The 21,033-nt window shown below is 70.4% G+C and carries 18 protein-coding genes; 12 read left to right on the top strand and 6 right to left on the bottom strand.

Going from position 1 to position 21,033, the window contains the following annotated elements; translation table 11 throughout:
• Nucleotides 1–16: 16 nt before the first annotated feature.
• Nucleotides 17–1,033: an NAD(P)-dependent alcohol dehydrogenase gene (locus EV141_RS03065; protein ID WP_130484484.1), complete on the top strand. Its 1,017-nt coding sequence runs from the start codon at nucleotides 17–19 to the stop codon at nucleotides 1,031–1,033.
• 24 nt (nucleotides 1,034–1,057) lie between these two features.
• Here the strand turns inward: EV141_RS03065 and EV141_RS03060 are convergent, their stop codons facing one another.
• The 4 genes from EV141_RS03060 to aroA are packed head-to-tail and all read right to left on the bottom strand — an operon-like array spanning nucleotide 1,058 to nucleotide 4,944.
• Nucleotides 1,058–1,588 carry a septum formation family protein gene (locus EV141_RS03060; RefSeq protein ID WP_241968970.1) on the bottom strand — a complete coding sequence of 177 codons (531 nt, stop codon included), beginning with the start codon at nucleotides 1,586–1,588 and terminating at the stop codon, nucleotides 1,058–1,060.
• A complete protein-coding gene (locus EV141_RS03055; RefSeq protein WP_130484483.1) occupies nucleotides 1,585–2,457 on the bottom strand; it encodes an inositol monophosphatase family protein in 873 nt (290 codons plus the stop codon). Before EV141_RS03055 ends, EV141_RS03060 begins: the two co-directional genes overlap by 4 nt.
• 46 nt (nucleotides 2,458–2,503) lie before the next feature.
• Nucleotides 2,504–3,559 (bottom strand): ribosome small subunit-dependent GTPase A, encoded by a 1,056-nt coding sequence (gene rsgA, locus EV141_RS03050; RefSeq protein WP_130484482.1) that lies wholly within the window; start codon nucleotides 3,557–3,559, stop codon nucleotides 2,504–2,506.
• Entirely contained in the window at nucleotides 3,556–4,944 is a 1,389-nt protein-coding gene (aroA, locus tag EV141_RS03045; RefSeq protein WP_130484481.1) for a 3-phosphoshikimate 1-carboxyvinyltransferase, read from the bottom strand. Before aroA ends, rsgA begins: the two co-directional genes overlap by 4 nt.
• Before the next feature lie 169 nt (nucleotides 4,945–5,113).
• Here aroA and EV141_RS03040 point away from each other — a divergent pair, with 169 nt between their 5' ends.
• Nucleotides 5,114–5,722: a sigma-70 family RNA polymerase sigma factor gene (locus EV141_RS03040; protein WP_198675490.1), complete on the top strand. Its 609-nt coding sequence runs from the start codon at nucleotides 5,114–5,116 to the stop codon at nucleotides 5,720–5,722.
• Entirely contained in the window at nucleotides 5,719–5,961 is a 243-nt protein-coding gene (locus tag EV141_RS03035) for a zf-HC2 domain-containing protein (protein ID WP_130484479.1), read from the top strand. Before EV141_RS03040 ends, EV141_RS03035 begins: the two co-directional genes overlap by 4 nt.
• A gap of 104 nt (nucleotides 5,962–6,065) precedes the next feature.
• Here EV141_RS03035 and EV141_RS03030 read toward each other — a convergent pair whose 3' ends face one another.
• Nucleotides 6,066–9,842 carry a multifunctional oxoglutarate decarboxylase/oxoglutarate dehydrogenase thiamine pyrophosphate-binding subunit/dihydrolipoyllysine-residue succinyltransferase subunit gene (locus EV141_RS03030; RefSeq protein WP_130484478.1) on the bottom strand — a complete coding sequence of 1,259 codons (3,777 nt, stop codon included), beginning with the start codon at nucleotides 9,840–9,842 and terminating at the stop codon, nucleotides 6,066–6,068.
• Between the two features lie 154 nt (nucleotides 9,843–9,996).
• Here EV141_RS03030 and guaB1 point away from each other — a divergent pair, with 154 nt between their 5' ends.
• From guaB1 to EV141_RS03010, 4 genes are all read left to right on the top strand, one after another.
• On the top strand, nucleotides 9,997–11,436 hold the full coding sequence (gene guaB1 / locus EV141_RS03025; protein WP_130484477.1) for a GMP reductase: 1,440 nt from the start codon (nucleotides 9,997–9,999) through the stop codon (nucleotides 11,434–11,436).
• A gap of 125 nt (nucleotides 11,437–11,561) precedes the next feature.
• Nucleotides 11,562–12,860 carry a hemolysin family protein gene (locus tag EV141_RS03020; protein ID WP_130484850.1) on the top strand — a complete coding sequence of 433 codons (1,299 nt, stop codon included), beginning with the start codon at nucleotides 11,562–11,564 and terminating at the stop codon, nucleotides 12,858–12,860.
• Nucleotides 12,857–13,912: a hemolysin family protein gene (locus EV141_RS03015; protein WP_130484476.1), complete on the top strand. Its 1,056-nt coding sequence runs from the start codon at nucleotides 12,857–12,859 to the stop codon at nucleotides 13,910–13,912. Before EV141_RS03020 ends, EV141_RS03015 begins: the two co-directional genes overlap by 4 nt.
• 44 nt (nucleotides 13,913–13,956) lie before the next feature.
• Complete coding sequence (locus EV141_RS03010; protein WP_130484475.1) at nucleotides 13,957–14,142, top strand: hypothetical protein; 186 nt, start codon at nucleotides 13,957–13,959, stop codon at nucleotides 14,140–14,142.
• Here the strand turns inward: EV141_RS03010 and EV141_RS03005 are convergent.
• Nucleotides 14,139–14,792 carry a TetR/AcrR family transcriptional regulator gene (locus tag EV141_RS03005; protein WP_130484474.1) on the bottom strand — a complete coding sequence of 218 codons (654 nt, stop codon included), beginning with the start codon at nucleotides 14,790–14,792 and terminating at the stop codon, nucleotides 14,139–14,141. The genes EV141_RS03010 and EV141_RS03005 overlap by 4 nt on opposite strands.
• A gap of 197 nt (nucleotides 14,793–14,989) precedes the next feature.
• On the opposite strand from EV141_RS03005, the gene EV141_RS03000 reads away from it, so the two are divergent.
• The 5 genes from EV141_RS03000 to EV141_RS02980 are packed head-to-tail and all read left to right on the top strand — an operon-like array spanning nucleotide 14,990 to nucleotide 21,024.
• Nucleotides 14,990–16,528 carry a carboxyl transferase domain-containing protein gene (locus EV141_RS03000; protein WP_241969042.1) on the top strand — a complete coding sequence of 513 codons (1,539 nt, stop codon included), beginning with the start codon at nucleotides 14,990–14,992 and terminating at the stop codon, nucleotides 16,526–16,528.
• A 5-nt stretch (nucleotides 16,529–16,533) separates the two neighbouring features.
• Entirely contained in the window at nucleotides 16,534–18,582 is a 2,049-nt protein-coding gene (locus EV141_RS02995; protein WP_130484472.1) for an ATP-binding protein, read from the top strand.
• Nucleotides 18,579–19,730, top strand: a complete 1,152-nt coding sequence (locus EV141_RS02990) for an acyl-CoA dehydrogenase family protein (RefSeq protein ID WP_130484471.1) — start codon at nucleotides 18,579–18,581, stop codon at nucleotides 19,728–19,730. Before EV141_RS02995 ends, EV141_RS02990 begins: the two co-directional genes overlap by 4 nt.
• Nucleotides 19,727–20,206, top strand: coding sequence for a MaoC family dehydratase (locus EV141_RS02985; protein ID WP_130484470.1), 480 nt, complete (start codon nucleotides 19,727–19,729; stop codon nucleotides 20,204–20,206). Before EV141_RS02990 ends, EV141_RS02985 begins: the two co-directional genes overlap by 4 nt.
• An 11-nt stretch (nucleotides 20,207–20,217) precedes the next feature.
• On the top strand, nucleotides 20,218–21,024 hold the full coding sequence (locus tag EV141_RS02980) for an HpcH/HpaI aldolase/citrate lyase family protein (RefSeq protein ID WP_130484849.1): 807 nt from the start codon (nucleotides 20,218–20,220) through the stop codon (nucleotides 21,022–21,024).
• The last annotated feature ends 9 nt before the right edge of the window (nucleotides 21,025–21,033 follow it).

The following is a 21,033-nucleotide window of genomic DNA, read 5'->3' as shown; positions in this document are numbered from 1 at the left end:
AGAATCGAGAACCCTCATGACCACCACCAGCAGCCCCTCCACCCTCCCCACCACGATGCGCGCCCTCGAGCAGCACGGCTACGGCCAGGCCAAAGCGGTGCTGCACGAGCGCACCCGCCCCGTGCCGACCCCCGGCCGCGGCCAGGTGCTCGTGCGCGTCGAGGCCGTGAGCCCCGACTCGGGCACCATTCACCTCATGACGGGCAGCCCCCGCATGGTGCGCCCCGTTATCGGGCTGCGCACCCCGCGCCAGCCGGTTCCCGGCCTCGCGCTCGCCGGCCGCGTCGTCGCCCTCGGCGCGGGCGTCACGGGCATCTCCCTCGGCGACCGCGTCGCCGGCACCGCCTCCGGGGCGTTCGCCGAGTACGCCGTCGCGTCCGCGACGAAGCTCGCCATCATCCCCGACGGCGTTTCGATGACGGATGCTGCCGCCGCGCCCGTCTCGTACGCGACAGCCCTGCAGACGGTGCAGGATGCCGCCCGCGTTCAGCCCGGCCAGCGTGTGCTGGTGATCGGCGCCGGCGGCGGCGTGGGTGCGGCGGTCGTGCAGTTCGCAAAGCGTGCCGGGGCCGAGGTCACGGCCGTCGCGAGCGCCCGCAAGCGCGCGTTCGTCGAGGGTCTCGGCGTTGCCCGGTTTATCGACTACCGGGTCGAGAGCACGCCTGCGGCCTGGGGCACCTTCGACGTCGTGATCGACATGGCCGACGGCCGGCCGCTGCACGTGCTGCGTCGGGCGCTCACGCCGCGCGGCACGCTCGTGATCGTGGGCGCCGACGGGGTGGGCGGGCCGATTCTTGAGGGCTTCGACCGGCAGATGCGGCTTCCCCTCGTCAAACTGTTCGTCTCGCAGCGCCTCGTCGCGGTCGTGCAGAAGGAGATCGGCGACACGGTGTCGTCGGTGCTGGAGGCGCTCGCGAACGGAAGCTTCCGGTCGACGGTGACGAGCATCCGCCCGTTTGCCGAGGCGACGAGCGCCATCGACGCCATCGCCGCGAAAGACATCGCCGGCAAGGTCGTCGTCACGGTGCCCTGACGATTCCGGATGCGCGGCGTGCGGCTAGCGCGCGATGCCATCCAGCGAGCCGGTCAGCTTCTGGCCGGCCGGGTCGAAGATGACGCAGAGGATCTCGCGGTCGCCACGCTCCCAGCTCGACTCGGTGGGGAAGTAGTAGCTGAAGTCGTAGATCGACTCGACGTAGGGAATGCCGATGAAGGCGTCGAACTCGGTGCCGCACTGCTCGTCGCCCTCAGCGAGCACCGCGTCGGTGCCGGGGAAGGTGTCGCCGCCCAGAATCACCGAAGCGTAGATCTCGCTGTCGTGCGGGTCGGCGCACGGCACGACCGGCACCTCTGAGACGGTGTCGGCGGCGTCGGCGTCGTTCAGGCAGTCGCCGACCTGCAGGGTGAAGACGTCGGCGCCATCGGTGCCCTCGACGACCTGACCGCTCTCGTCGCGCTCGGCCGAGGGGCCGGAGCCGAGCTCGCCGCCGCCGAGCAGTGAGCAGCCGGCGAGGGCGGCGATAGCGCTGGCCGCGCCCAGCGCGACCGTGAGGCGGGTGAGGGGGCGGAGGCGGCGTCGGGTCGTCACGATGCTGAGCCTAACGAGCGCTGCGCCACGAGGTCGAGTACGGCGTCGTGCAGCAGGCCATTCGTGGCGAGCGCGCTGCCGTGCCACGGCCCCTCGTCGCCGTCGACGGAGGTGAAGCGCCCACCGGCCTCCTCGATGATCGGCTGCAGCGCCGCCATGTCGTACGGCTGCAGGTCGAATTCGCCAGCGACGTCGATGGCGCCCTCGGCGACGAGCATGTACGACCACATGTCGCCGACCGCGCGGGCACGCCAGGCGCCCCGCGCAAGCGCGATCATCTCGTCGAGCCGGCCGGCATCGGCCCAGCCGGGCAGGCTGTTGTACGACACGACGGCGTCGGCGAGCTCGGTGACGCCGCTCACCCGCAGGCGCGCAGCCGTGCCGCCCGCGAGGCCCAGGGTGCGGGTTGTCCAGGCGCCCTCACCGCGCGCGGCCCACCACCGTCGCTCGAGCGCGGGCGAGCTTACGACGCCGACGACGGGAACGCCGTCGACCGCGAGAGCGATCAGAGTGCCCCAGATCGGCACCCCGCGCAGAAAGTTGGCGGTGCCGTCGATCGGATCGATGATCCACTGCCGCCCCTCGCGGCGGGTGCGATCGGCGCCCTCGCTGTATTCCTCGCCCAGAATGTGATCGTCGGGTCGTTCGGCGCCGAGCAGCTCACGGATCGCCCGCTCGACGGCCTGGTCGGCGTCAGTAACCGGGGTGCGGTCGGGCTTTGTCGACACGGCGAGATCGAGCGCGCGGTAGCGATCGATCGACACGGCGTCGGCGGCGTCGGCGAGGCGCAGAGCCAGCTCGAGATCGGCGGCGAATTCGGCGGCAGAGACCGCGTCGGGTGCGGGGCGGGCGCTCGGCGAGTCAGTCACGGTCGCCAATCTACTGGCCGACGCTGACGAACGAACCGTCGGAGGCTCAGTACTCTTTGGGCCGCATCAGGGTGGTGAGTAGCCGCTGCAGCGAATCGAGGCGGGCGGCGCCCGCATCGCCGAGCCGCGCATCCTCGACCGCGTCGACGAGCGCGCAGTCGGGGCTGTCGGGCAGGTGCGTGCAGCCCCGCGGGCAGTCTTCGGCGATCGCGGCAAGGTCCGGGAACCCGGTCAGGATGTTGTCGGGGTTGACGTGACCGAGCCCGAACGAGCGCACGCCCGGGGTGTCGATGATCCAGCCGTCGCCGCCCGGCAGTCGCAGCGACACCGTCGAGCTCGACGTGTGGCGGCCGCGACCGGTCACCGCGTTGACGACGCCCGTGGCGCGGCCCGCGCCGGGCACCAGCAGGTTCACCAGCGTCGACTTGCCGACCCCCGAGTGGCCGACGGCCACGGTCGTGCGGCCGTGCAGCAGGTCGCGCAGGCGCTCGAGCGGCGGGTCGGATGCGGCGCTCGTCACAATCTCGACGCCCAGTGCCTGAAGCGGCGCGATGAGCTCGGCCGGGTCGCGCAAGTCGGTCTTCGTCACGACCACCAGCGGGGTCACGCCGGCGTCGAAGGCGGCCACGAGGTACCGGTCGATGAGCCTCGGGCGCGGTTCGGGGTCGGCCGCGGCGACGACCACCATGAGCTGGTCGGCGTTCGCGACGATGATGCGCTCGACGGCGTCGGTGTCGTCGGCGCTGCGCCGCAGCAGCGTGCGGCGCTCGTGCACCCGAACGATGCGGCCGAGGCTGCCCTCGTCGCCCGAGACATCGCCCACCACGTCGACCCGGTCGCCCGTGACGATCGACACGCGCCGAAGCTCGCGGGCACGGGTTGCAAGCACCTCGCGCTCGTCGTCGCCGCCCTCGTCGACGAGTGTTAAATAGCGTCCGCGGTCGACCTGAATGATGCGGCCCACGACGGCGTCCTCGTGCGCCGGGCGCTGCTTCGTGCGGGGGCGATTGGCCTTCGGGTTCGGGCGCTCACGCACGGCCGAGTCGTCGTACTGCCCCCAGGGCTCGTCGTCATCGTCGTCGACGGGAGGCAGCCAACTCATGCGAGCATGCCCCGCCACAGCTCGGGGAACTCGGGCATGGTCTTCGCCGTCGTCGTGATGTCGTCGACCTCGACGCCCTCGACGGCGAGGCCGATGATGGCCCCCGCGGTCGCCATGCGGTGGTCTTCGTAGGCGCGCCACGGCCCGCCGCTGAGCGTCGCGGGCTCGAGAGCGAGACCGTCGTCGAGTTCAGTGATGGCGCCGCCGAGGCCCGAAATCTCAGCGCTGAGCGCGGCAAGCCGGTCGGTCTCGTGGCCCCGCAGATGCCCGATGCCGGTGATGCGGCTCGGCCCGTCGGCCAGTGCAGCGAGCGCGACGAGAGCGGGGGCGAGTTCGCCGCCGGTCGACAGGTCGAGCTCGACGCCGGGAATCGCGCGGCCACCGCGCAGCCCCTCGCCGCCGTCGACCGTGAGTGCCCCGTCAGCCTCGTGCCGCACGGTGCCGCCGAAGTGGGGGAGGAGGTGGGCGAGGTCGGCGCCGACCTGGGTGGTGCGCGCGGGCCAGCCGTCGATCGTTACGGTGCCGCCGGCCACGAGCGCCGCTGCGAGGAAGGGCGCGGCGTTCGACAGATCGGGTTCAATTTCGACATCGCGGCCCGCGATCGGTCCGGGCGCGACGACCCACACCCCGCGCTCGGGGCTGTCGACGGTGACGCCGCGGTCGGCGAGCGTCTGCACCGTCATCTCGATGTGCGGCATCGACGGCAGGTGCTCACCCGTGTGGCGCAGCACCAGGCCCTCCTCGAAGCGGGCCGCTGCGAGCAGCAGCCCGCTGACGAACTGACTTGAGGCGCTCGCGTCGATCTCGAGCTCGCCGCCGCGCACCGAGCCGGTACCCCAGAGGCTGAACGGCAGCGCACCCCGACCGTCGTCGTTCACGTCAACGCCAAGCGCGCGCAGCGACTCGATCGTCGTGCGCATCGGGCGTCGGCGCGCCGACTCGTCGCCGTCGAAGGCGACGGGGCCGAGCGCGAGCGCCGCGAGCGGCGGCAGAAAGCGCATCACGGTGCCGGCGAGCCCGCAGTCGATCGAGGTCGACCCGGCCAACTCGTCGGCCGGAGTGACGAGCAGATCGGGGCCGAACATCCCATCGCCATCGACCTCCTCGATGCCGACGCCGAGCGAGCGCAGCGCCTCGATCATGAGGCGGCTGTCGCGCGAGTGCAGCGGCCGTCGTAGCAGCGACGGCGCATCGGCCAGCGCCGACAGCACCAGCTCGCGGTTCGTCAGCGACTTCGAGCCCGGCAGCATGACGCGGGCGGCGAGGGGGGCGGATGCGGTGGGCGCGACCCAGCGCGTGTCACCGGGCCCGCCGGTGGCGGCCTCGGTGCGGTCTTCGTCGCCGTACGGCGAGAAACGGGGGCCGGAATTATTCGAGACGAGCATCGGTTATCAGGGTAGTCGGCCCACACGCGGTCGGCGGGACCAGATCCATCGGACGCCGGGAGGGTGCATGACCGCAACGCTCACGACCGACGCGCCCGTAGAGGTTCGTGCTGCGTCGGTACCCCACGCACGGTCGGTACCCCCTGCGTCGTCAGTACACTGGCGCACGATGACTGACGAGGCTGCGGCCAAGCGCGCGTTGTTCCAAGAACAGGCTCTGCCGTTCATGGACCAGCTGTACGGCGCTGCCATGCGCATGACGAAGAACCCCGCCGATGCCGCCGATCTGGTGCAAGAGACGTTCGTGAAGGCGTTCGCGGCGTTCGCCCAGTTCGAACAGGGCACGAACCTGAAGGCGTGGCTGTACCGCATCCTCACGAACACCTTCATCAACCAGTACCGCAAGAACCAGCGCAACCCGTACCAGGGGGCGCTCGAAGAGCTCGAAGACTGGCAGCTCGGCGGCGCCGAGTCAGCGACCTCGACCGTGGGGCGTTCGGCCGAAGCAGAAGCCATCGATCGGATGCCCGCGAGCGCCGTGAAAGACGCGCTGCAGGAAATCCCGGAAGACTTCCGCCTCGCCGTCTACCTCGCCGACGTTGAGGGCTTCGCCTACCAAGAGATCGCCGACATCATGAAGACCCCCGTCGGCACCGTGATGAGCCGCCTGCACCGCGGGCGCCGCCAGTTGCGCGAGAAACTCGCCGACTACGCCCGCGAACGCGGGTACGCCCTCCCCGACTCGACAAGCCCGACACCCACCAGGAGCACGACATGACCGACTGCGGCTGCGACAAAGCCAAGGCCGAGCTCGAGGAGTTCCTGCACAACGAGCTGAGCCCCCAGCAGTGCCAGGACATCCGCGACCACATGGCCAACTGCGACGACTGCTCGGCTGAGCACCTCGTCGGCCTCACCCTGACCAACAAGGTCAAAGAGGCCTGCCAAGAGAAGGCACCCGACGAGCTGCGCAGCCTCGTTCTCGGCGCAATCTCGAACCTCGACAACCGCCCGTAGCGCGCGCCCACGCGGGGGAACGCTGCGACGCGGGTCGATCACGCGTTAACGCAAATGGTCCCCGGATACTCGCTCGAGCATCCGGGGACCGTTCGCGTTCGCGACTAGTCGCTGAGCGCCGCGTCCATGATCGCGGCGTGCTCTTCGGCGCTGCGCTTCGACGAGCCGGTCGCCGGCGAGGCCGAGGCGGGGCGCGAGACGACGCGCACCCTCTTCATGCCGCGCTTGGCGAGCTCGATCGTGAAGAACGGCCAGGCGCCCTGGTTCTCGGGCTCGTCTTGCACCCACACCAGTTCGGCGTTCGGGTAGCGCTCGATGACGGCGGCGATCTGCTCGGCGGGCAGCGGGTGGAACTGCTCGACGCGCACGAGGGCGACGCCCTGCGTCTCGCGCTTCGCGACCTCCGCCTTCAGGTCGTAGTGGATCTTGCCCGAGTGGAACAGCACGCGGCGCACCGACTGCGGGTCAGTGACCGTCGCGTCGTCGATGACGGGCTCGAAGCGGCCCTGCGTGAAGTCGGCGACCTCGCTGGTGGCGCCCCGCAGACGCAGCATCGCCTTCGGGGTGAAGACGATCAGCGGGCGACGCGGGCGCGCGTAGGCCTGCCGGCGCAGCAGGTGGAAGTAGGACGCCGGCGTCGAAGGGCGCGCGACCGTCATGTTGTCTTCTGCCGCGAGCTGCAGGAAGCGCTCGATGCGGGCCGACGAGTGGTCAGGGCCCTGGCCCTCGTAGCCGTGCGGCAAGAGCAGCACGACGCTCGAGCGCTGGTTCCACTTCTGCTCGGCCGACGAGATGAACTCGTCGATGATCGTCTGCGCGCCGTTGGCGAAGTCGCCGAACTGCGCCTCCCAGAGCACGAGCGCGTCGGGGCGCTCGACCGAGTAGCCGTACTCGAAGCCCATGGCGGCGTACTCGCTGAGCAGCGAGTCGTAGATCCAGAACTTCGCCTGGTTCTCGCTGAGGTTCGCGAGCGGCAGCCACTCTTGGCCGTTCGAGCGGTCGTGCAGCACCGCGTGGCGCTGCACGAAGGTGCCGCGCCGCGAGTCTTGACCCGCCATGCGCACCGGCGTGCCCTCCATGAGCAGCGAGCCGAGGGCGAGCAGTTCGCCGAAGCCCCAGTCGATGCCGCCGTTGCGGCTCATCTCGACGCGCTTCTTCAGCATCGCCTGCAGCTTCGTGTGCACCGTGAAGCCGGCGGGCGGGTTGTCGTGGGCGTCTCCGATGTGCTGAATGACCGAAATGTCAACGCCGGTCGTTTCCGGCTCACCAACCAGGCCTTCGTCAGACGGCGTCTCGCCGCCGACGACCGGGATGGAGCCGGTCTGCGCGGCGTGCGTCTCAGCGAACGCGACCTCCAGGCGGTCTTGGAAGTCTTTGTGCGCGTTCTCGAACTCTTCTTCGGTGATGTCACCGCGGCCGACGAGCGCCTCGGTGTAGAGCGTGCGCACGCTGCGCTTGGCCTCAATGAGGTTGTACATGAGCGGCTGCGTCATCGAGGGGTCGTCGCCCTCGTTGTGGCCGCGGCGGCGGTAGCAGACGAGGTCGATGATCACGTCACGCTTGAACTCGGCGCGGTAGGCGTAGGCGATCTCGGCGACACGAACCACGGCCTCGGGGTCATCCCCGTTGACGTGGAAGATCGGGGCCTGGATCGTCTTGGCGACGTCGGTCGAGTAGATCGACGAGCGCGCCTCGCCGGGGGGCGTGGTGAAGCCCACCTGGTTGTTGACGACCACGTGCACCGTGCCACCCGTGCGGTAGCCGCGCAGCTGCGACAACTGCAGGGTCTCGAACACGACACCCTGGCCGGCCATGGCCGCGTCGCCGTGCACGAGCACGGGCAGCGTGCCGAACTTGCCGTCGCCCTTGCGGTCTTGCTTGGCGCGCACGATGCCCTCGAGCACGCCGTTGACGGCCTCGAGGTGCGAGGGGTTCGCGGCGAGGTAGACCTCGATCTCTTTACCCGTCGCCGAGGTGAAGGTGCCTTGCGTGCCGAGGTGGTACTTGACGTCACCCGAGCCCTGCACGTTGCGGGGGTCTTGCGTGCCCTCGAACTCGCGGAAGATCTGGCCGTACGTCTTGCCCGCGATGTTGGCGAGCACGTTGAGGCGACCGCGGTGCGCCATGCCGATGGCGACCTCGTCGAGCTCGTTGTCGGCGGCCTGCTGCACGACCTCGTCGAGCAGCGGAATCAGCGACTCGCCACCCTCAAGGCTGAAGCGCTTCTGGCCGACATACTTCGTCTGCAGGAAGGTTTCGAACGCCTCGGCCTGGTTGAGCTTGCCCAGGATGCGCATCTGCTCATCGTGCGTCGGCTTCTGGTACGGCTTCTCGAGCCGCGTCTGGAACCAGCGTCGCTGCTCGGGGTCTTGGATGTGCATGTACTCGATGCCCACCGTGCGGCAATACGTGTCGCGCAACACACCGAGAATCTCGCGCAGCAGCATCGTGCGCTTGCCCCCGAAGCCGCCGGTGACGAACTCGCGGTCGAGGTCCCAGAAGGTGAGGCCGTGGCTCGAGATGTCGAGGTCGGGGTGGCTGCGCTGCTGGTAGGCGAGCGGGTCGACGTCGGCCATCATGTGCCCGCGCACCCGGAACGAGTTGATCAGCTCGTGAACGCGCGCCGTCTTGTTGACCTCGTCGGCGAGGTCAACGTGAATGTCTTGCGCCCAGTGAATCGGGTCGTACGGGATGCGCAGGTCGGCGAAGATTCCCTCGTAGAAGTCGCGCTGACCGATCAGCAGCTCGTGCACCTTCTTCAAGAACTCGCCGCTGCCGGCGCCCTGAATGACGCGATGGTCGTAGGTGCTCGTCAACGTGATCGTCTTGCCGACGCCGAGCTCGGCGAGTGTCGCCTGCGACATGCCCTGGAACTCGGCGGGGTACTCGAGAGCGCCCGCACCGATGATGGCGCCCTGCCCCTTCATGAGGCGCGGCACCGAGTGCACGGTGCCGATGCCGCCCGGGTTCGTGAGTGAGATCGTGTTGCCCTGGAAGTCGGCAGCGGCGAGCTTGTTGTCGCGGGCGCGCTTCACGACGTCTTCGTAGGCGGCGTGGAACTCGCCGAACGTCATCGACTCGGTCTTCTTGATTCCGGGAACCAGTAGGGCACGCGTGCCGTCGGGCTTCGGGATATCGATCGCGATGCCGAGGTTGATGTGGGCCGGCGTCACGACGACCGGCTTGCCGTCGTGCTCGTCGTAGTAGACGTTCTGGCTCGGGAACTCGCGCAGCGCCCGCACCATGGCCCACGCGATCAGGTGGGTGAACGACACCTTGCCGCCGCGGGCACGCTTCAGGTGGTTGTTGATGACGATGCGGTTGTCGATCATCAGCTTGGCGGGGATCGTGCGAACGCTGGTTGCCGTCGGAACCGTCAGCGACGCATCCATGTTCGTCGCCAGCGTCTTCGCCATGCCGCGCAGCGGCGTGACCTCGTCTTCTTTCTCTGCCGCCGCCTCGTCGGCCACCGGAGCGGGGGCCGTGGCGGGTGCCTGCGCCGGAATGGGCTGGGGCTGCGGAGCGATCGAGGTGGTCTTCGCGACCGGCTGGCTGCCCGTCACGGGCGCCGAGCCGATGCTGACCGAGCCGACCGAGCCGCCCGTCGACCCGCTTGGCAGCGCCGTCGTGGGGTCGTCGTCGGTGACCGTGGTGGCTGTCACCGGTGTGGCCTCTGCAACCGCGACAGCGGTCGGGGCGCTCGCGGTCGCCCGCTCGGTGGACGACTGCTCGTACTTTTCGAGGATCGGCCACCACGAGGGGTCGACCGACTCTTTGTTCTCGCGGTACTGCTCGTACAGCTCATCGACGAGCCATTCGTTAGCACCGAACTCACCGGAGGCGCCGCCCTCGGCACCCGTACCGGACACGTGGCTTGACACAGCCGACCGCCCACTTTCGCTTCTGCTGGAGGGTTAATTCTCGACAGGCCGCCGACGATGGCGGCACCGAGCAAGCCTAACGCCTCGGCGCACCGCCAACGCCCGGTTCGTGCCCAGCCGAGCGCCGCATCGGCCACGCTTGTACCGTGGTCATGTGCGCTTTGCGAACGAGACACCCGCCCACGATCTGACCTACTCCGACGTCTTCCTCACTCCGCAGCATTCTGCGGCCGGAAGCCGCCTCGGCGTCGACCTCGCCGTCGACGACCCGACGGGCATGCAAACGCCGATCGTGGCCGCCAACATGACCTCGGTGACGGGCCCGCGCCTCGCCGCGGCGCTCGCTCGTCGCGGCGGCCTAGGGGTGCTCCCGCAAGACCTGCCCCTGCAAGAACTTGACGCGGCGATCCACGCCGTGAAGGCCGCGCCGACCATGCTCGATCCGCTCGTCGCCGTGTCGGCCGAGACGACCGTCGGCGAGGCCCGACGGCGGGTCCCCGACACGGAGGGCGCGTTGCTCACGCTCGTCGATTCCGACGGTGAGCCGACCGCGTGCATCCCGGCATCGCGCCTGCGGCACGTCTTGCCGGATGCGGTCGTCGGCGACCTCGTCGGTGATCCGGTTCCGTCGATCGATGACGACGATGTGACGGATGCGCGGCGCGCGTTCGATCTCATCGACGCGGCCGGCGTCGGCGCCGTCGCGGTGCGCCACCACGGTCGCATCGTCGGCTCGCTGAGTGCGCGAAGCGCCGTGCGTGCGACGCTCTACCGACCGGCGGTGGATGCGCACGGCCGTTTGCGGGTCGCCGCGGCGGTGGGCATCAACGGCGATGCGGCTGCCCGGGCGCGGGCGCTCGTTCAGGCCGGAGTCGACGTGCTCGTGCTCGACACCGCCCACGGGCACCAAGAGCAGATGCTGGAGGCGCTGCGGGCCGTGTCGGCCGCCGAGCTCGGCGTGCCGATCGTTGCGGGAAACATCGTGACCGCCGAGGCGGTGCGCGACCTCGTGACCGCGGGCGCCGACATCCTGAAGGTGGGTGTCGGGCCGGGCGCCATGTGCACGACCCGCATGATGACGGCCGTGGGGCGCCCGCAGTTTTCGGCCGTGCTCGAAACGGCCGAGGCCGCGCGCTCGCTCGGCGCACGGGTCTGGGCCGATGGGGGAGTGCGCTACCCGCGCGACGTCGCCCTGGCGCTCGCCGCGGGTGCATCCGCCGTCATGATCGGCTCGTGGTTCGCCGGCACCCTCGAAGCGCCCGGTGAGATCGAAACCGACGACGAGGGCCGCTGGTTCAAGAGTTCGTGGGGCATGGCCTCGACGAAGGCTGTCGAGCAACGCTTCCACCGCCTCGACGCCTTCGAGCGGGCCCGCAAGACGCTGTTCGCCGAGGGCATCTCGTCGTCGCGCATCTACCTCGACCCGCAGCGGCCGAGCCTCGACGACCTGCTCGACATGATCACTTCGGGTCTGCGCAGCTCGATGACCTACGCCGGCGCGGCCACCCTTCCCGAGTTCCACGAGCGCGCCGTCGTCGGGGTGCAGTCGGCGGCGGGCTATGAGGAGGGCAAGGCGCTTCCCGTGTCGTGGTGAGCCGACCGCGACCTATACTCGTCAGCCTATGGAGCCTCCGTCTAGCGCGACCCTCGACATCGTGAGGGTCACCCGTGGGTGCTGAACTACTCGGCGACGAGTGGCTACTCCTCGCCGTCGGCGTGATGCTCACGATCGGCACGGGCCTGTTCGTTGCGAGCGAGTTCGCGCTCGTCAACCTCGACCGCTCTGACCTCGAGGCGCGGCGCGAGCGCGGGGAAACGCGCCTCGGCATGACCATTGCCGCCCTCAAGATCACCTCGACACACCTGTCGAGCGCGCAGCTGGGCATCACGCTGACCACGCTGCTCACTGGCTACACGATGGAGCCCGCGATCTCGCGCCTGCTCGCCGGCCCACTGCTCGCGCTCGGGCTGCCCGAGGGCGCCGTGCGCCCCGTCGGGTCGGTCACCGCCATCGTCGTCGCGACCCTGCTGTCGATGATCGTCGGCGAGCTCGTGCCCAAGAACTTCGCCCTTGCGCTGCCCCGCCAGACCGCGAAGGTGGTCATTCCCTTCCAGTGGTTGTTCACGGCCGTATTTCGTCCCGCGATTCGGGTGCTGAACGGCACCGCCAACCGCATCCTCCGCGCCATGGGGATTGACCCCAAGGAAGAGCTGAGCGGTGCGCGCACCGCCGAAGAGCTGTCGTCGCTCGTGCGTCGCTCGGCGCAGCACGGCTTGCTGGAGGCCGACACCGCCACCCTGCTGTCGCGCACGCTCGCCTTCTCGCAGCTGACCGCCCAAGACGTCATGACGCCGCGCGCCCGGCTCGTGAGCGTCGAGCGCGGCGAGACCGCGCTCGACGTGATCGCGGCGGCTCGGCGCACCGGCCTGTCGCGGTTCCCCGTCGTCGGCGAATCGTTCGACGACGTGATCGGCATCGTGCACATCAAGCAGGCGGTCGCGGTGCCGCACGACCGTCGCGGCGACGTCCCCGCCTCGGCGCTAATGTCGGAGGCGCTGCGCGTGCCCGAGACGATGCGCCTCGACACGCTGCTCACCGAACTGCGCGGCCAGGGGTACCAGATGGCCGTCGTCGTCGACGAGTACGGCGGCACGGCCGGCGTCGCGACTCTCGAAGACCTCGTGGAAGAACTCGTCGGCGAGGTGAGCGACGAGCACGACCGGGCGATGGTTGACGTCGTTCGCGCGCGTGACTGGCTGACCTTCCCGGGCATCCTGCGCCCTGACGAGCTCGCGGACCGAGCCGGAGTCCACGTGCCCGACGACGGCCCGTGGGAAACCGTCGCCGGCTGGCTCATGGCTGAGCTCGGCCGCCTGCCCCGCGTCGGCGACACGGTGGAGGTCGGGGAGGGCGTGTTCCGCGTTGAGCGCCTCGACGGCCGCCGCATCGACCGCGTGCGCTTTACGCCGACTGCCGTTCCGGCATCCCCCGCCGAGCTCGCTGGGGGTGCCGCATGATCACCTCGGCCGACTGGTGGGGCCTCGTTTGGCTCGTCGTGCTGCTTGCCGGCAATGCGTTCTTCGTGGGCGCCGAGTTCGCCGTCATCTCGGCCAAGCGCTCGCAGATCGAGCCGCGGGCCGAAGCCGGCTCGCGCGCCGCGAAGACGGCGCTCTGGGCAATGGAGCGGGCAACCCTCATGCTGGCGACCAGTCAGCTCGGCATCACCGTCTGTTCGCTGCTGATCCTGAACGTCTCCGAGCCGGCGATCCACCACATTCTCGAGATCCCGATCGCGCTGACGGGGCTGTCGGAGGAGGTCGTGTCGACGATCGCCTTCATCATCGCCCTCTTGATCGTGTCGTTCCTGCACGTGGTGCTCGGCGAGATGGTGCCAAAGAACCTCTCGTTCTCACTGCCGACGCGGGCCGTGCTGATTCTCGCGCCGCCCCTCGTCGCGGTTGCCCGACTGTTGGCCCCCATCATTTGGAGTCTCAACGCGACGGCCAACGGCATCCTGCGCCTCTTTGGCGTCGAGCCGAAGGACGAGGCGACGAGCGCCTTCACGCTCGACGAGGTCGAGACGATCGTGCGGCAGTCGACCCGCGAGGGCGTGCTCGACGACGCGAGCGGGGCGCTCAGCGCCGCGTTCGAATTCACGACGAAGACGGTCGGCGATGTCGCCGTACCGATGGATGCGCTGGTCACCCTCCCGGAAGACGCGTCCGGCAGTGACGTCGAACGCGGCGTCGCGCAGCGCGGCTTCAGTCGCTACGTGCTCGTCGACGAGGCGGGGGAGCCGACCGGCTACCTGCACCTGAAAGACGTCATCGACCTGCCCGAGGACGAGTTCGACGATCCGGTGCCGCCGAAGCGCATTCGCCGACTCGTGTCGATTCTCGCGAGCGCCGAGCTCGAAGACGCACTCGCCCTCATGCGCCGCTCGGGCTCGCACCTCGCGCGCTCGGTCGACACTGAGGGGCAGACCGTCGGCGTGCTCTTCCTCGAAGACATCCTCGAAGAGCTCGTCGGCGAGGTGCAGGACGCCACTCGCCGCCGCCACTTCGGCTGAGCGGCACCCTGGCGCCGCCGTCGGCGCAGGCGTAGCGTGACGTCATGACCGCGCACAACGACACGACTGCTGAGTTGGCCGACGCCATCGATCGCGCTCTGCGCGAGGCGAAGCTGCCCGCGGGTGGCGCGCCGCACACCGAGTCGGTGACGCTCGTGGCGGCGCCCGAGCCGAGTGCGGCCGAGCAGGGCGACGCGCTATCTCCCCTCGACGGGGGAGACGGCGACTAGCTCGCTTCGGGGCTGAGGGCCGCCTCGGCCATCGTGGCGAGCACCGCGCGGGTGTCGCGGGCGGCACCGCGCGCGCTGTGCGGGGTCGAGTTCATGAGCCCGAACGCCGCGTGGGCGCGGGTGCGCAGTAGCGACCGCTGCTCGCCCGAGTGCAGGGACTCGAGCACGTCGACCCAGAGCTCCACGTACTGCCGCTGGAGGCCGCGGACCGTGCGGCGGTCGGCGTCGGCGAGACTCTCGAGGTCGGCCGACTGCACGCGAATGACGTCAGGGTTCTCGACGGCGAAGGCGACGTGGAAGGCGACGAGCGCGCGCAGCGCCTGACGCGCATCCGGGATGCTCGACGCGGCGTCCGCGCGCGCGTCGCCGTCCGCACGCATTGCGCCGTTCGCGTTCGTGTCATGGTCGGCGAGCACCGCGCGCGCTCCGTCGAGGAGGCCTGCGCTCGCATCGACCAGCAGGGCGGCGAGCACCGCCTGCTTCCCCGCGAAGTGACGGTAGACGGCCGGCCCGCTGACGCCGACCGCGGCGCCCAGGTCGTCGAGCGAGACGCGCTCGAAGCCGCGCTCGGCGAACAGCTGAGCGGCGGCGGCAAGCAGGGCCCGGCGACGTTCCGCCTTGGCCTGCTCGCGCGACACGACGATGCTCATGTGCGCCAGTGTAGACATTCCAGTTAGTCGTGACTAACATTTGGGTCAGTTAGTCACCACTAACCGACCGGCCGAGCCGGCCCCGACGCCACAAGCGACAAGGGGAGTAGTCAATGTCGACCTCCGCACCCGCCGAGACCACTCCGGCCGAGCCCGACGCGAACGCGACGTCCGCGGCCGCCGCCCCGCGTGCATCCATGGCCGATTTGGTCGCCGAGCTGCGCGAGAAGCTCGCGCAGACGGCGCTCGGCGGCAGCGAATCGTCACGCACACGCCACGTCGCGCGCGGCAAACTGCTGCCGCGCGAACGCGTCGACCGGCTGCTCGACGAGGGCAGCCCCTTTCTTGAGATCGCGCCGCTCGCGGCCGACGGGCTCTACGGCGGCGACGCGCCGAGCGCTGGGCTCATAACCGGTATCGGCCTCGTGCACGGCCGCCCCGTCATGGTCATCGCGAACGACGCCACCGTGAAGGGCGGCACCTACTTCCCGCTGACGGTCAAGAAGCACCTGCGTGCGCAAGAGATCGCCTTCGAGAACCGGCTGCCGTCGATCGCCCTCGTCGACTCGGGCGGGGCGTTCCTGCCGCTGCAAGACGAGGTGTTTCCCGACCGCGACCACTTCGGGCGCATTTTCTTCAACCAGGCGCGTGCATCCGCCGAGGGCATCGCGCAGATCGCGTGCGTCATGGGCTCGTGCACGGCGGGCGGGGCGTACGTGCCGGCCATGAGCGACGAGACCGTCATCGTGCGCGAGCAGGGCACCATCTTTCTCGGCGGCCCGCCGCTCGTGAAGGCCGCCATCGGCGAGGTCGTCAGCGCCGAGGAGCTGGGCGGCGGCGAACTGCACGCGCGCACCTCGGGCGTCGTCGACCACCTCGCCGACGACGACACCCACGCGCTCGAGATCGTGCGCGACATTGTCGCCACCCTGCCGCCGCCGCGCGAGCCCGCGTGGGCCGTCAGTGCCGCCGCCGACGAGCCGGCCCACGACCCGGCGACCCTGCTCGACGTCGTGCCCGCCGACGTGCAGACGCCCTACGACGTGCACCTCGTCATCGACCGCATCGTCGACGCCGGCAGCGTCAGCGAATTCAAGCCCGACTACGGCACGACGCTGGTCACCGCCTTCGCGCGCATCGAGGGTCACCCGGTCGGCATCGTCGCCAACAACGGCGTGCTGTTTAGCGAGTCGGCCATGAAGGGCGCGCACTTCATCGAGCTGTGCGACCAGCGCGGCATCCCTCTCGTGTTTCTGCAGAACATTTCGGGCTTCATGGTGGGCCGCGACGCGGAGGCGGGCGGCATCGCCAAGCACGGCGCGAAGATGGTCACCGCCGTCGCCACCACGCGCGTGCCGAAGCTCACCATCGTGATCGGCGGCTCGTTCGGCGCCGGCAATTACTCGATGTGCGGGCGGGCGTACTCGCCGCGCTTCCTCTGGATGTGGCCGAATGCCCGCATCTCGGTCATGGGCGGCCAGCAGGCCGCGAAGGTGCTCTCGACCGTGCGCCGCGACCAGCTCGGCGACGACTGGCCGGCCAACGAGCAAGAGGCGTTCGAGGCCCCGATCCGCGCCCAGTACGAGGCCCAGGGCAACCCCTACTACGCCACCGCCCGCCTCTGGGACGACGGAATCATCGACCCGGCCGATACCCGCCACGTGCTCGCCCTCGCCCTCGACGTCGTCAGCCGCGCGCCGCTGCCCGAGCCGCGCTTCGGCCTCTTCCGGATGTGAGCGAGATGACCACGCCCCTCTTCGACACCGTCCTCGTCGCAAACCGCGGCGAGATCGCCTGCCGCGTGATCCGCACCCTGCGCGCGCTCGGCATCCGCTCCGTCGCGGTCTACAGCGACGCCGATGCGGATGCGCGTCACGTCCGCGAAGCGGATCTCGCGGTGCGCCTCGGCCCCGCCCCCGCCACCGAGAGCTACCTCCATATCGAGCGAGTGGTCGCAGCGGCGACATCCGTGGGGGCGCAGGCCGTGCATCCGGGATACGGATTCTTGAGCGAGAACACGGCGTTCGCGCGCCGCCTCGAGGAGGCGGGCGTCGTGTTGATCGGGCCGCCCGCGAGCGCGATCGAGGCGATGGGTGACAAGATTCGGGCCCGCGACCACGTCGCCGCCCGCGGTGTGCCCGTCACTCCCGGCGCGGGCGCCGCCGGCTGGAGCGATGAGCAGCTGATCGACGCCGCCGACACCGTGGGATTTCCCCTGATCATCAAGCCCTCGGGCGGCGGCGGCGGCAAGGGCATGACCGTCGTGCGCGACAAGGGTGAGCTCGCCGACGCGCTCGTCGCCTCGCGCCGGGTCGCCCGCTCGTCGTTCGGCGACGACACCCTGCTGCTCGAGCGTTTCGTCGAAAGCCCCCGCCACATCGAGGTGCAGGTGCTCGCCGACGCTCACGGCGCCGTGGTGCACCTCGGCGAGCGCGAGTGCTCGCTTCAGCGCCGCCACCAGAAGATCATCGAGGAGGCTCCGTCGCCGCTGCTCGACGCGGCCACCCGAGCGGCGATCGGCGAGGCGGCCTGCGAGGTTGCCCGCAGCGTCGACTACCGCGGCGCCGGTACCGTCGAGTTTCTCGTCTCTGACGCCCGCCCCGACGAGTTCTTCTTCATGGAGATGAACACGCGCCTGCAAGTCGAGCACCCCGTCACCGAGCTCGTGACGGGCGTCGACCTCGTCGAACAGCAACTGCGCATCGCCGCGGGCCTGCCGCTCGAGGTGCCGCCGCTCGCGTTCAGCGGGCACGCCGTCGAGGCGCGACTGTACGCCGAAGACCCCGAGCGCGGCTTCACCCCGCAGACCGGCACCGTCACGCTGCTGCGCGAGCCGGCGGGGCAGGGCGTGCGCGTCGACAGCGCCCTGATCGACGGGCTCGTGGTCGGTAGCGACTACGACCCGATGCTCGCCAAGGTCATCGCCCACGGCCCCGACCGAGCGACCGCGCTCGCCCGCCTCGACGCCGCCCTCGCCGACACGGTCGTGCTGGGCGTGCCGACCAACGCGGGGTTCCTGCGCCGGCTCGCCGCCCTTCCCGAGGTGCAGTCCGGCGCCCTCGACACGGGCCTCATCGAGCGCAGCGATCTCGCCGCCCCGCCGACTCCCGCCCTCGCCCGCACGATCGCGGCGCTCGTCGAACACGAGCGCGCCGAGAGGGCCGCGACGAGCGCATGGTCGCGTCCGAGCGGCTGGCGCGTCGGCGCCTCGCGGGCGCCGCGCTACGCGATCGACGGCGAGGAGCTCGCGATCGACGCGGGGCTCGTCGCGAGCCTCGCCCCGCGCATCCGGATGCTCGCCCCCGCCGACAGCGCCGCGCGCGTTCCCGGCGCGCCGGCGTCCGCCGCGGCCGAGCCGCTCGAGGTGACGCTGACCCACAACGGCCGCCGCCTCACCGCGCTGGTGGCGCGCGCCGACGACGCCACGTGGCTACACCTCGACGGCGCGACCCACCGGCTCGCCCGCCCGAACCGTGCCGCGCGCGTTGCGGAGCACCGCGCTGGCCTCACCCGCACGCCCGGCACCGCCGACCCGACGATCCGCGCCGCCATGCCCGGCGCCGTCGTCGCGCTCGGCGCAGCCTCCCAGGACACGGTCGCCGAGGGTCAGCCTCTCGTGACGATCGAGGCGATGAAGATGGAGCACACCATGCTCGCCTCCATCGCCGGAACGGTGACCCTCACGGTCGCCGTGGGCGACCAGGTCGCACTCGACCAGGTCGTCGCCCGCATCACACCGGCCGAGCCCGAACCGGGGCCGGCCGGCGGCATCGAAGGAGACCCCGCATGATCGACCTGACCCCCGAACAGCAGCGCCTCAGCGACGAGGTGCGCGAGTTCGCCGACACCGTCGTCGCGCCGGCCGCGTACGAGTACGACACGAAGCGCGAGCTGCCGTACGACATCATCCGGCAGATGGGCGACATGGGGCTGTTCGGGCTGCCGTTCCCGGTCGAGTACGGCGGGCAGGGCAAGACCTACGTCGACCTGTGCCTCGCGGTCGAGCAGCTCGCCCGGGTCGACCAGTCGATCGCCGTGACGCTCGAGGCGGGCGTCGGCCTCGGGGCGATGCCGATCTTCCGCCAGGGCACCGAAGAGCAGAAACAGCAGTGGCTGCCCGACCTCGCCCGCGGGCGGGCGCTCGCGGGCTTCGGTCTCACCGAGGCGGGGGCGGGCTCGGACGCCCGCGCAACCCAGACGACCGCCGAGGTGGTCGATGGCGAGTGGGTCATCAACGGGTCGAAGCAGTTCATCACCAACTCGGGCAGCGAGATCACGAGCCTTGTCACCGTCACCGCCGTCACGGGCCGCAAAGAGAACGGCACCCCCGAGCTGTCGGCGATCATCGTGCCGTCGGGCACCCCCGGCTTCACGGTGCACCCCGCCTACGACAAGGTCGGCTGGCACACGAGCGACACCCACCCGCTGACCTTCGACGACGTGCGCGTGCCTGAGGCGAACCTGCTGGGGGAGCGCGGGCGCGGGTATGCAAACTTCCTCGAGTACCTCGACGAGGGTCGCGTCGCCTTCGCCGCCCTCGCGACCGGAGCGGCCCAGGGCTGCCTCGAGGAGGCGCTGCGCTACGCGAAAGAGCGCGTGGTCTTCGGCCGTGCGATCGGCGAGAACCAGCACGTGGCGTTCATGATCGCCCGCATGCAGTCGCGCGTGCACTCCGCCCGCCTCGCCACCTACGACGCCGCGCACCGCATCGTGGCCGGCAAGCCGTTCAAGGCCGAGGCGGCGATGGCGAAGCTCATCTCGAGTGAGGCCGCCATGGCGAACGCCCGCGACGCGAGCCACATCTTCGGCGGCTACGGCTTCATGAACGAGAACCCCGTCGCTCGGCACTACCGTGACTCGAAGGTGCTCGAGGTCGGCGAGGGCACGACGGAGGTGCAGCTGATGGTCATTGCACGAACCCTGGGGCTCAGCGCATGAGCGGCCGCCGCGTCGAGCAGCGCGGCCTATGGTTCGACGAGTTCGAGGTGGGCACTGTCTACGCGCACGCGCCGGGCCGCACCATGACCGAGGCCGACAACGTGCTCTTCTCGACCCTCACCATGAACCCGCAGGCGCTGCACCTCGACGCGGCGTGGTCGGCCACGCAGCCCTTCGGCGAGCGGCTCGTGAACTCGATGATGACGCTCGCCGTCATGGTCGGCGCCTCGGTGCAGCAGCTCACGCAGGGCACGATCGTCGCGAACCTTGGCCTCACCGACGTGCGCTTCCCGCATCCGCTGCACCACGGCGACACGCTCTACAGCGAGACGCTCGTCGTCGAGAAGCGCCTGTCAGAGTCGCGGCCCGGCCAGGGCATCGTCACGCTCGAACACACCGGCCGCAACGAGCACGGCGACATCGTCGGCGTCGCCCGCCGCGCCGTTCTCATCTGGCAGGAGGGTGCCGCACGGTGACCGCCTTCGCGATGGGGCCCGCGCTGCTGTTCTGCCCGGCCGATCGGCCCGAGCGCTACGCGAAGGCGGCCGAGCGCGCCGACGCCGTCATTCTCGATTGTGAGGATGCGGTCGCTCCCGATTCAAAGGATTCGGCGCGCGAGGCGCTCGCCGCCTCCCGCCTCGATCCCGCCACGACGATCGTGCGCATCAATCCGCTGGGAACGGTCGACGCCGAGGCCGACCTCGAGGCGCTCGGCGGCACCGAGTACCGCACGGTGATGGTCGCGAAGGCGGAGGACGCCTCGGCGCTCGCCGAGCTCGTCACTCGCGGCTACTCCGTCATCGCACTCTGCGAGACGGCCGCGGGCATTGTCGCCGCGGGCGAGCTCGCCGCCGTCGACGGCGTCGTTGCCCTCATGTGGGGAGCGGAAGACCTCGTCGCATCGATGGGCGGCACCGCCAGCCGGGATGCGCGAGGCCATTACCGCGCGGTCGTCCAGCACGCGCGCGCCAGCGTTCACCTCGCCGCCGCCGCCCGCGGAAAGGCGACGATCGACGCCGTGCACCTCGACATCGCCGACGAGGCGGGTCTTGTGGAGGAGGCGGCGGATGCCGCAGCCCTCGGATTCGTCGCGACCGCGTGCATCCACCCGAGCCAGGTCGACGCGATCCGGCGCGCCTACGCACCGAGCCCCGAGCAACGCGAGTGGGCGAAGCGTGTGCTCGCCGCCTCGGTGGGGGAGCGGGGCGTCTTTCGCTTCGAGGGCCAGATGGTCGATGAGCCCGTGCTGCGCCACGCCCGCTCGGTGCTGGCGCGGCACCGTTCCTCCGACTGAGGAATGCGC

The organism is Microcella putealis, from assembly GCF_004216575.1.
Taxonomy (GTDB): domain Bacteria; phylum Actinomycetota; class Actinomycetes; order Actinomycetales; family Microbacteriaceae; genus Microcella; species Microcella putealis.
This window is presented reverse-complemented; position numbering and strand designations above follow the sequence as displayed.

Excerpts from the sequence above, each read along its gene's own strand:
- EV141_RS03065 (WP_130484484.1), top strand. The coding sequence starts at position 17 with ATGACCACCACCAGCAGCCCCTCCACCCTCCCCACCACGATGCGCGCC.
- rsgA (WP_130484482.1), bottom strand. The coding sequence starts at position 3,559 with ATGAGTTGGCTGCCTCCCGTCGACGACGATGACGACGAGCCCTGGGGG.
- aroA (WP_130484481.1), bottom strand. The coding sequence starts at position 4,944 with ATGCTCGTCTCGAATAATTCCGGCCCCCGTTTCTCGCCGTACGGCGAC.
- EV141_RS03040 (WP_198675490.1), top strand. The coding sequence starts at position 5,114 with ATGACTGACGAGGCTGCGGCCAAGCGCGCGTTGTTCCAAGAACAGGCT.
- EV141_RS03035 (WP_130484479.1), top strand. The coding sequence starts at position 5,719 with ATGACCGACTGCGGCTGCGACAAAGCCAAGGCCGAGCTCGAGGAGTTC.
- EV141_RS03020 (WP_130484850.1), top strand. The coding sequence starts at position 11,562 with ATGCTCACGATCGGCACGGGCCTGTTCGTTGCGAGCGAGTTCGCGCTC.
- EV141_RS03015 (WP_130484476.1), top strand. The coding sequence starts at position 12,857 with ATGATCACCTCGGCCGACTGGTGGGGCCTCGTTTGGCTCGTCGTGCTG.
- EV141_RS03010 (WP_130484475.1), top strand. The coding sequence starts at position 13,957 with ATGACCGCGCACAACGACACGACTGCTGAGTTGGCCGACGCCATCGAT.
- EV141_RS03005 (WP_130484474.1), bottom strand. The coding sequence starts at position 14,792 with ATGAGCATCGTCGTGTCGCGCGAGCAGGCCAAGGCGGAACGTCGCCGG.
- EV141_RS03000 (WP_241969042.1), top strand. The coding sequence starts at position 14,990 with ATGGCCGATTTGGTCGCCGAGCTGCGCGAGAAGCTCGCGCAGACGGCG.
- EV141_RS02995 (WP_130484472.1), top strand. The coding sequence starts at position 16,534 with ATGACCACGCCCCTCTTCGACACCGTCCTCGTCGCAAACCGCGGCGAG.
- EV141_RS02990 (WP_130484471.1), top strand. The coding sequence starts at position 18,579 with ATGATCGACCTGACCCCCGAACAGCAGCGCCTCAGCGACGAGGTGCGC.
- EV141_RS02985 (WP_130484470.1), top strand. The coding sequence starts at position 19,727 with ATGAGCGGCCGCCGCGTCGAGCAGCGCGGCCTATGGTTCGACGAGTTC.
- EV141_RS02980 (WP_130484849.1), top strand. The coding sequence starts at position 20,218 with ATGGGGCCCGCGCTGCTGTTCTGCCCGGCCGATCGGCCCGAGCGCTAC.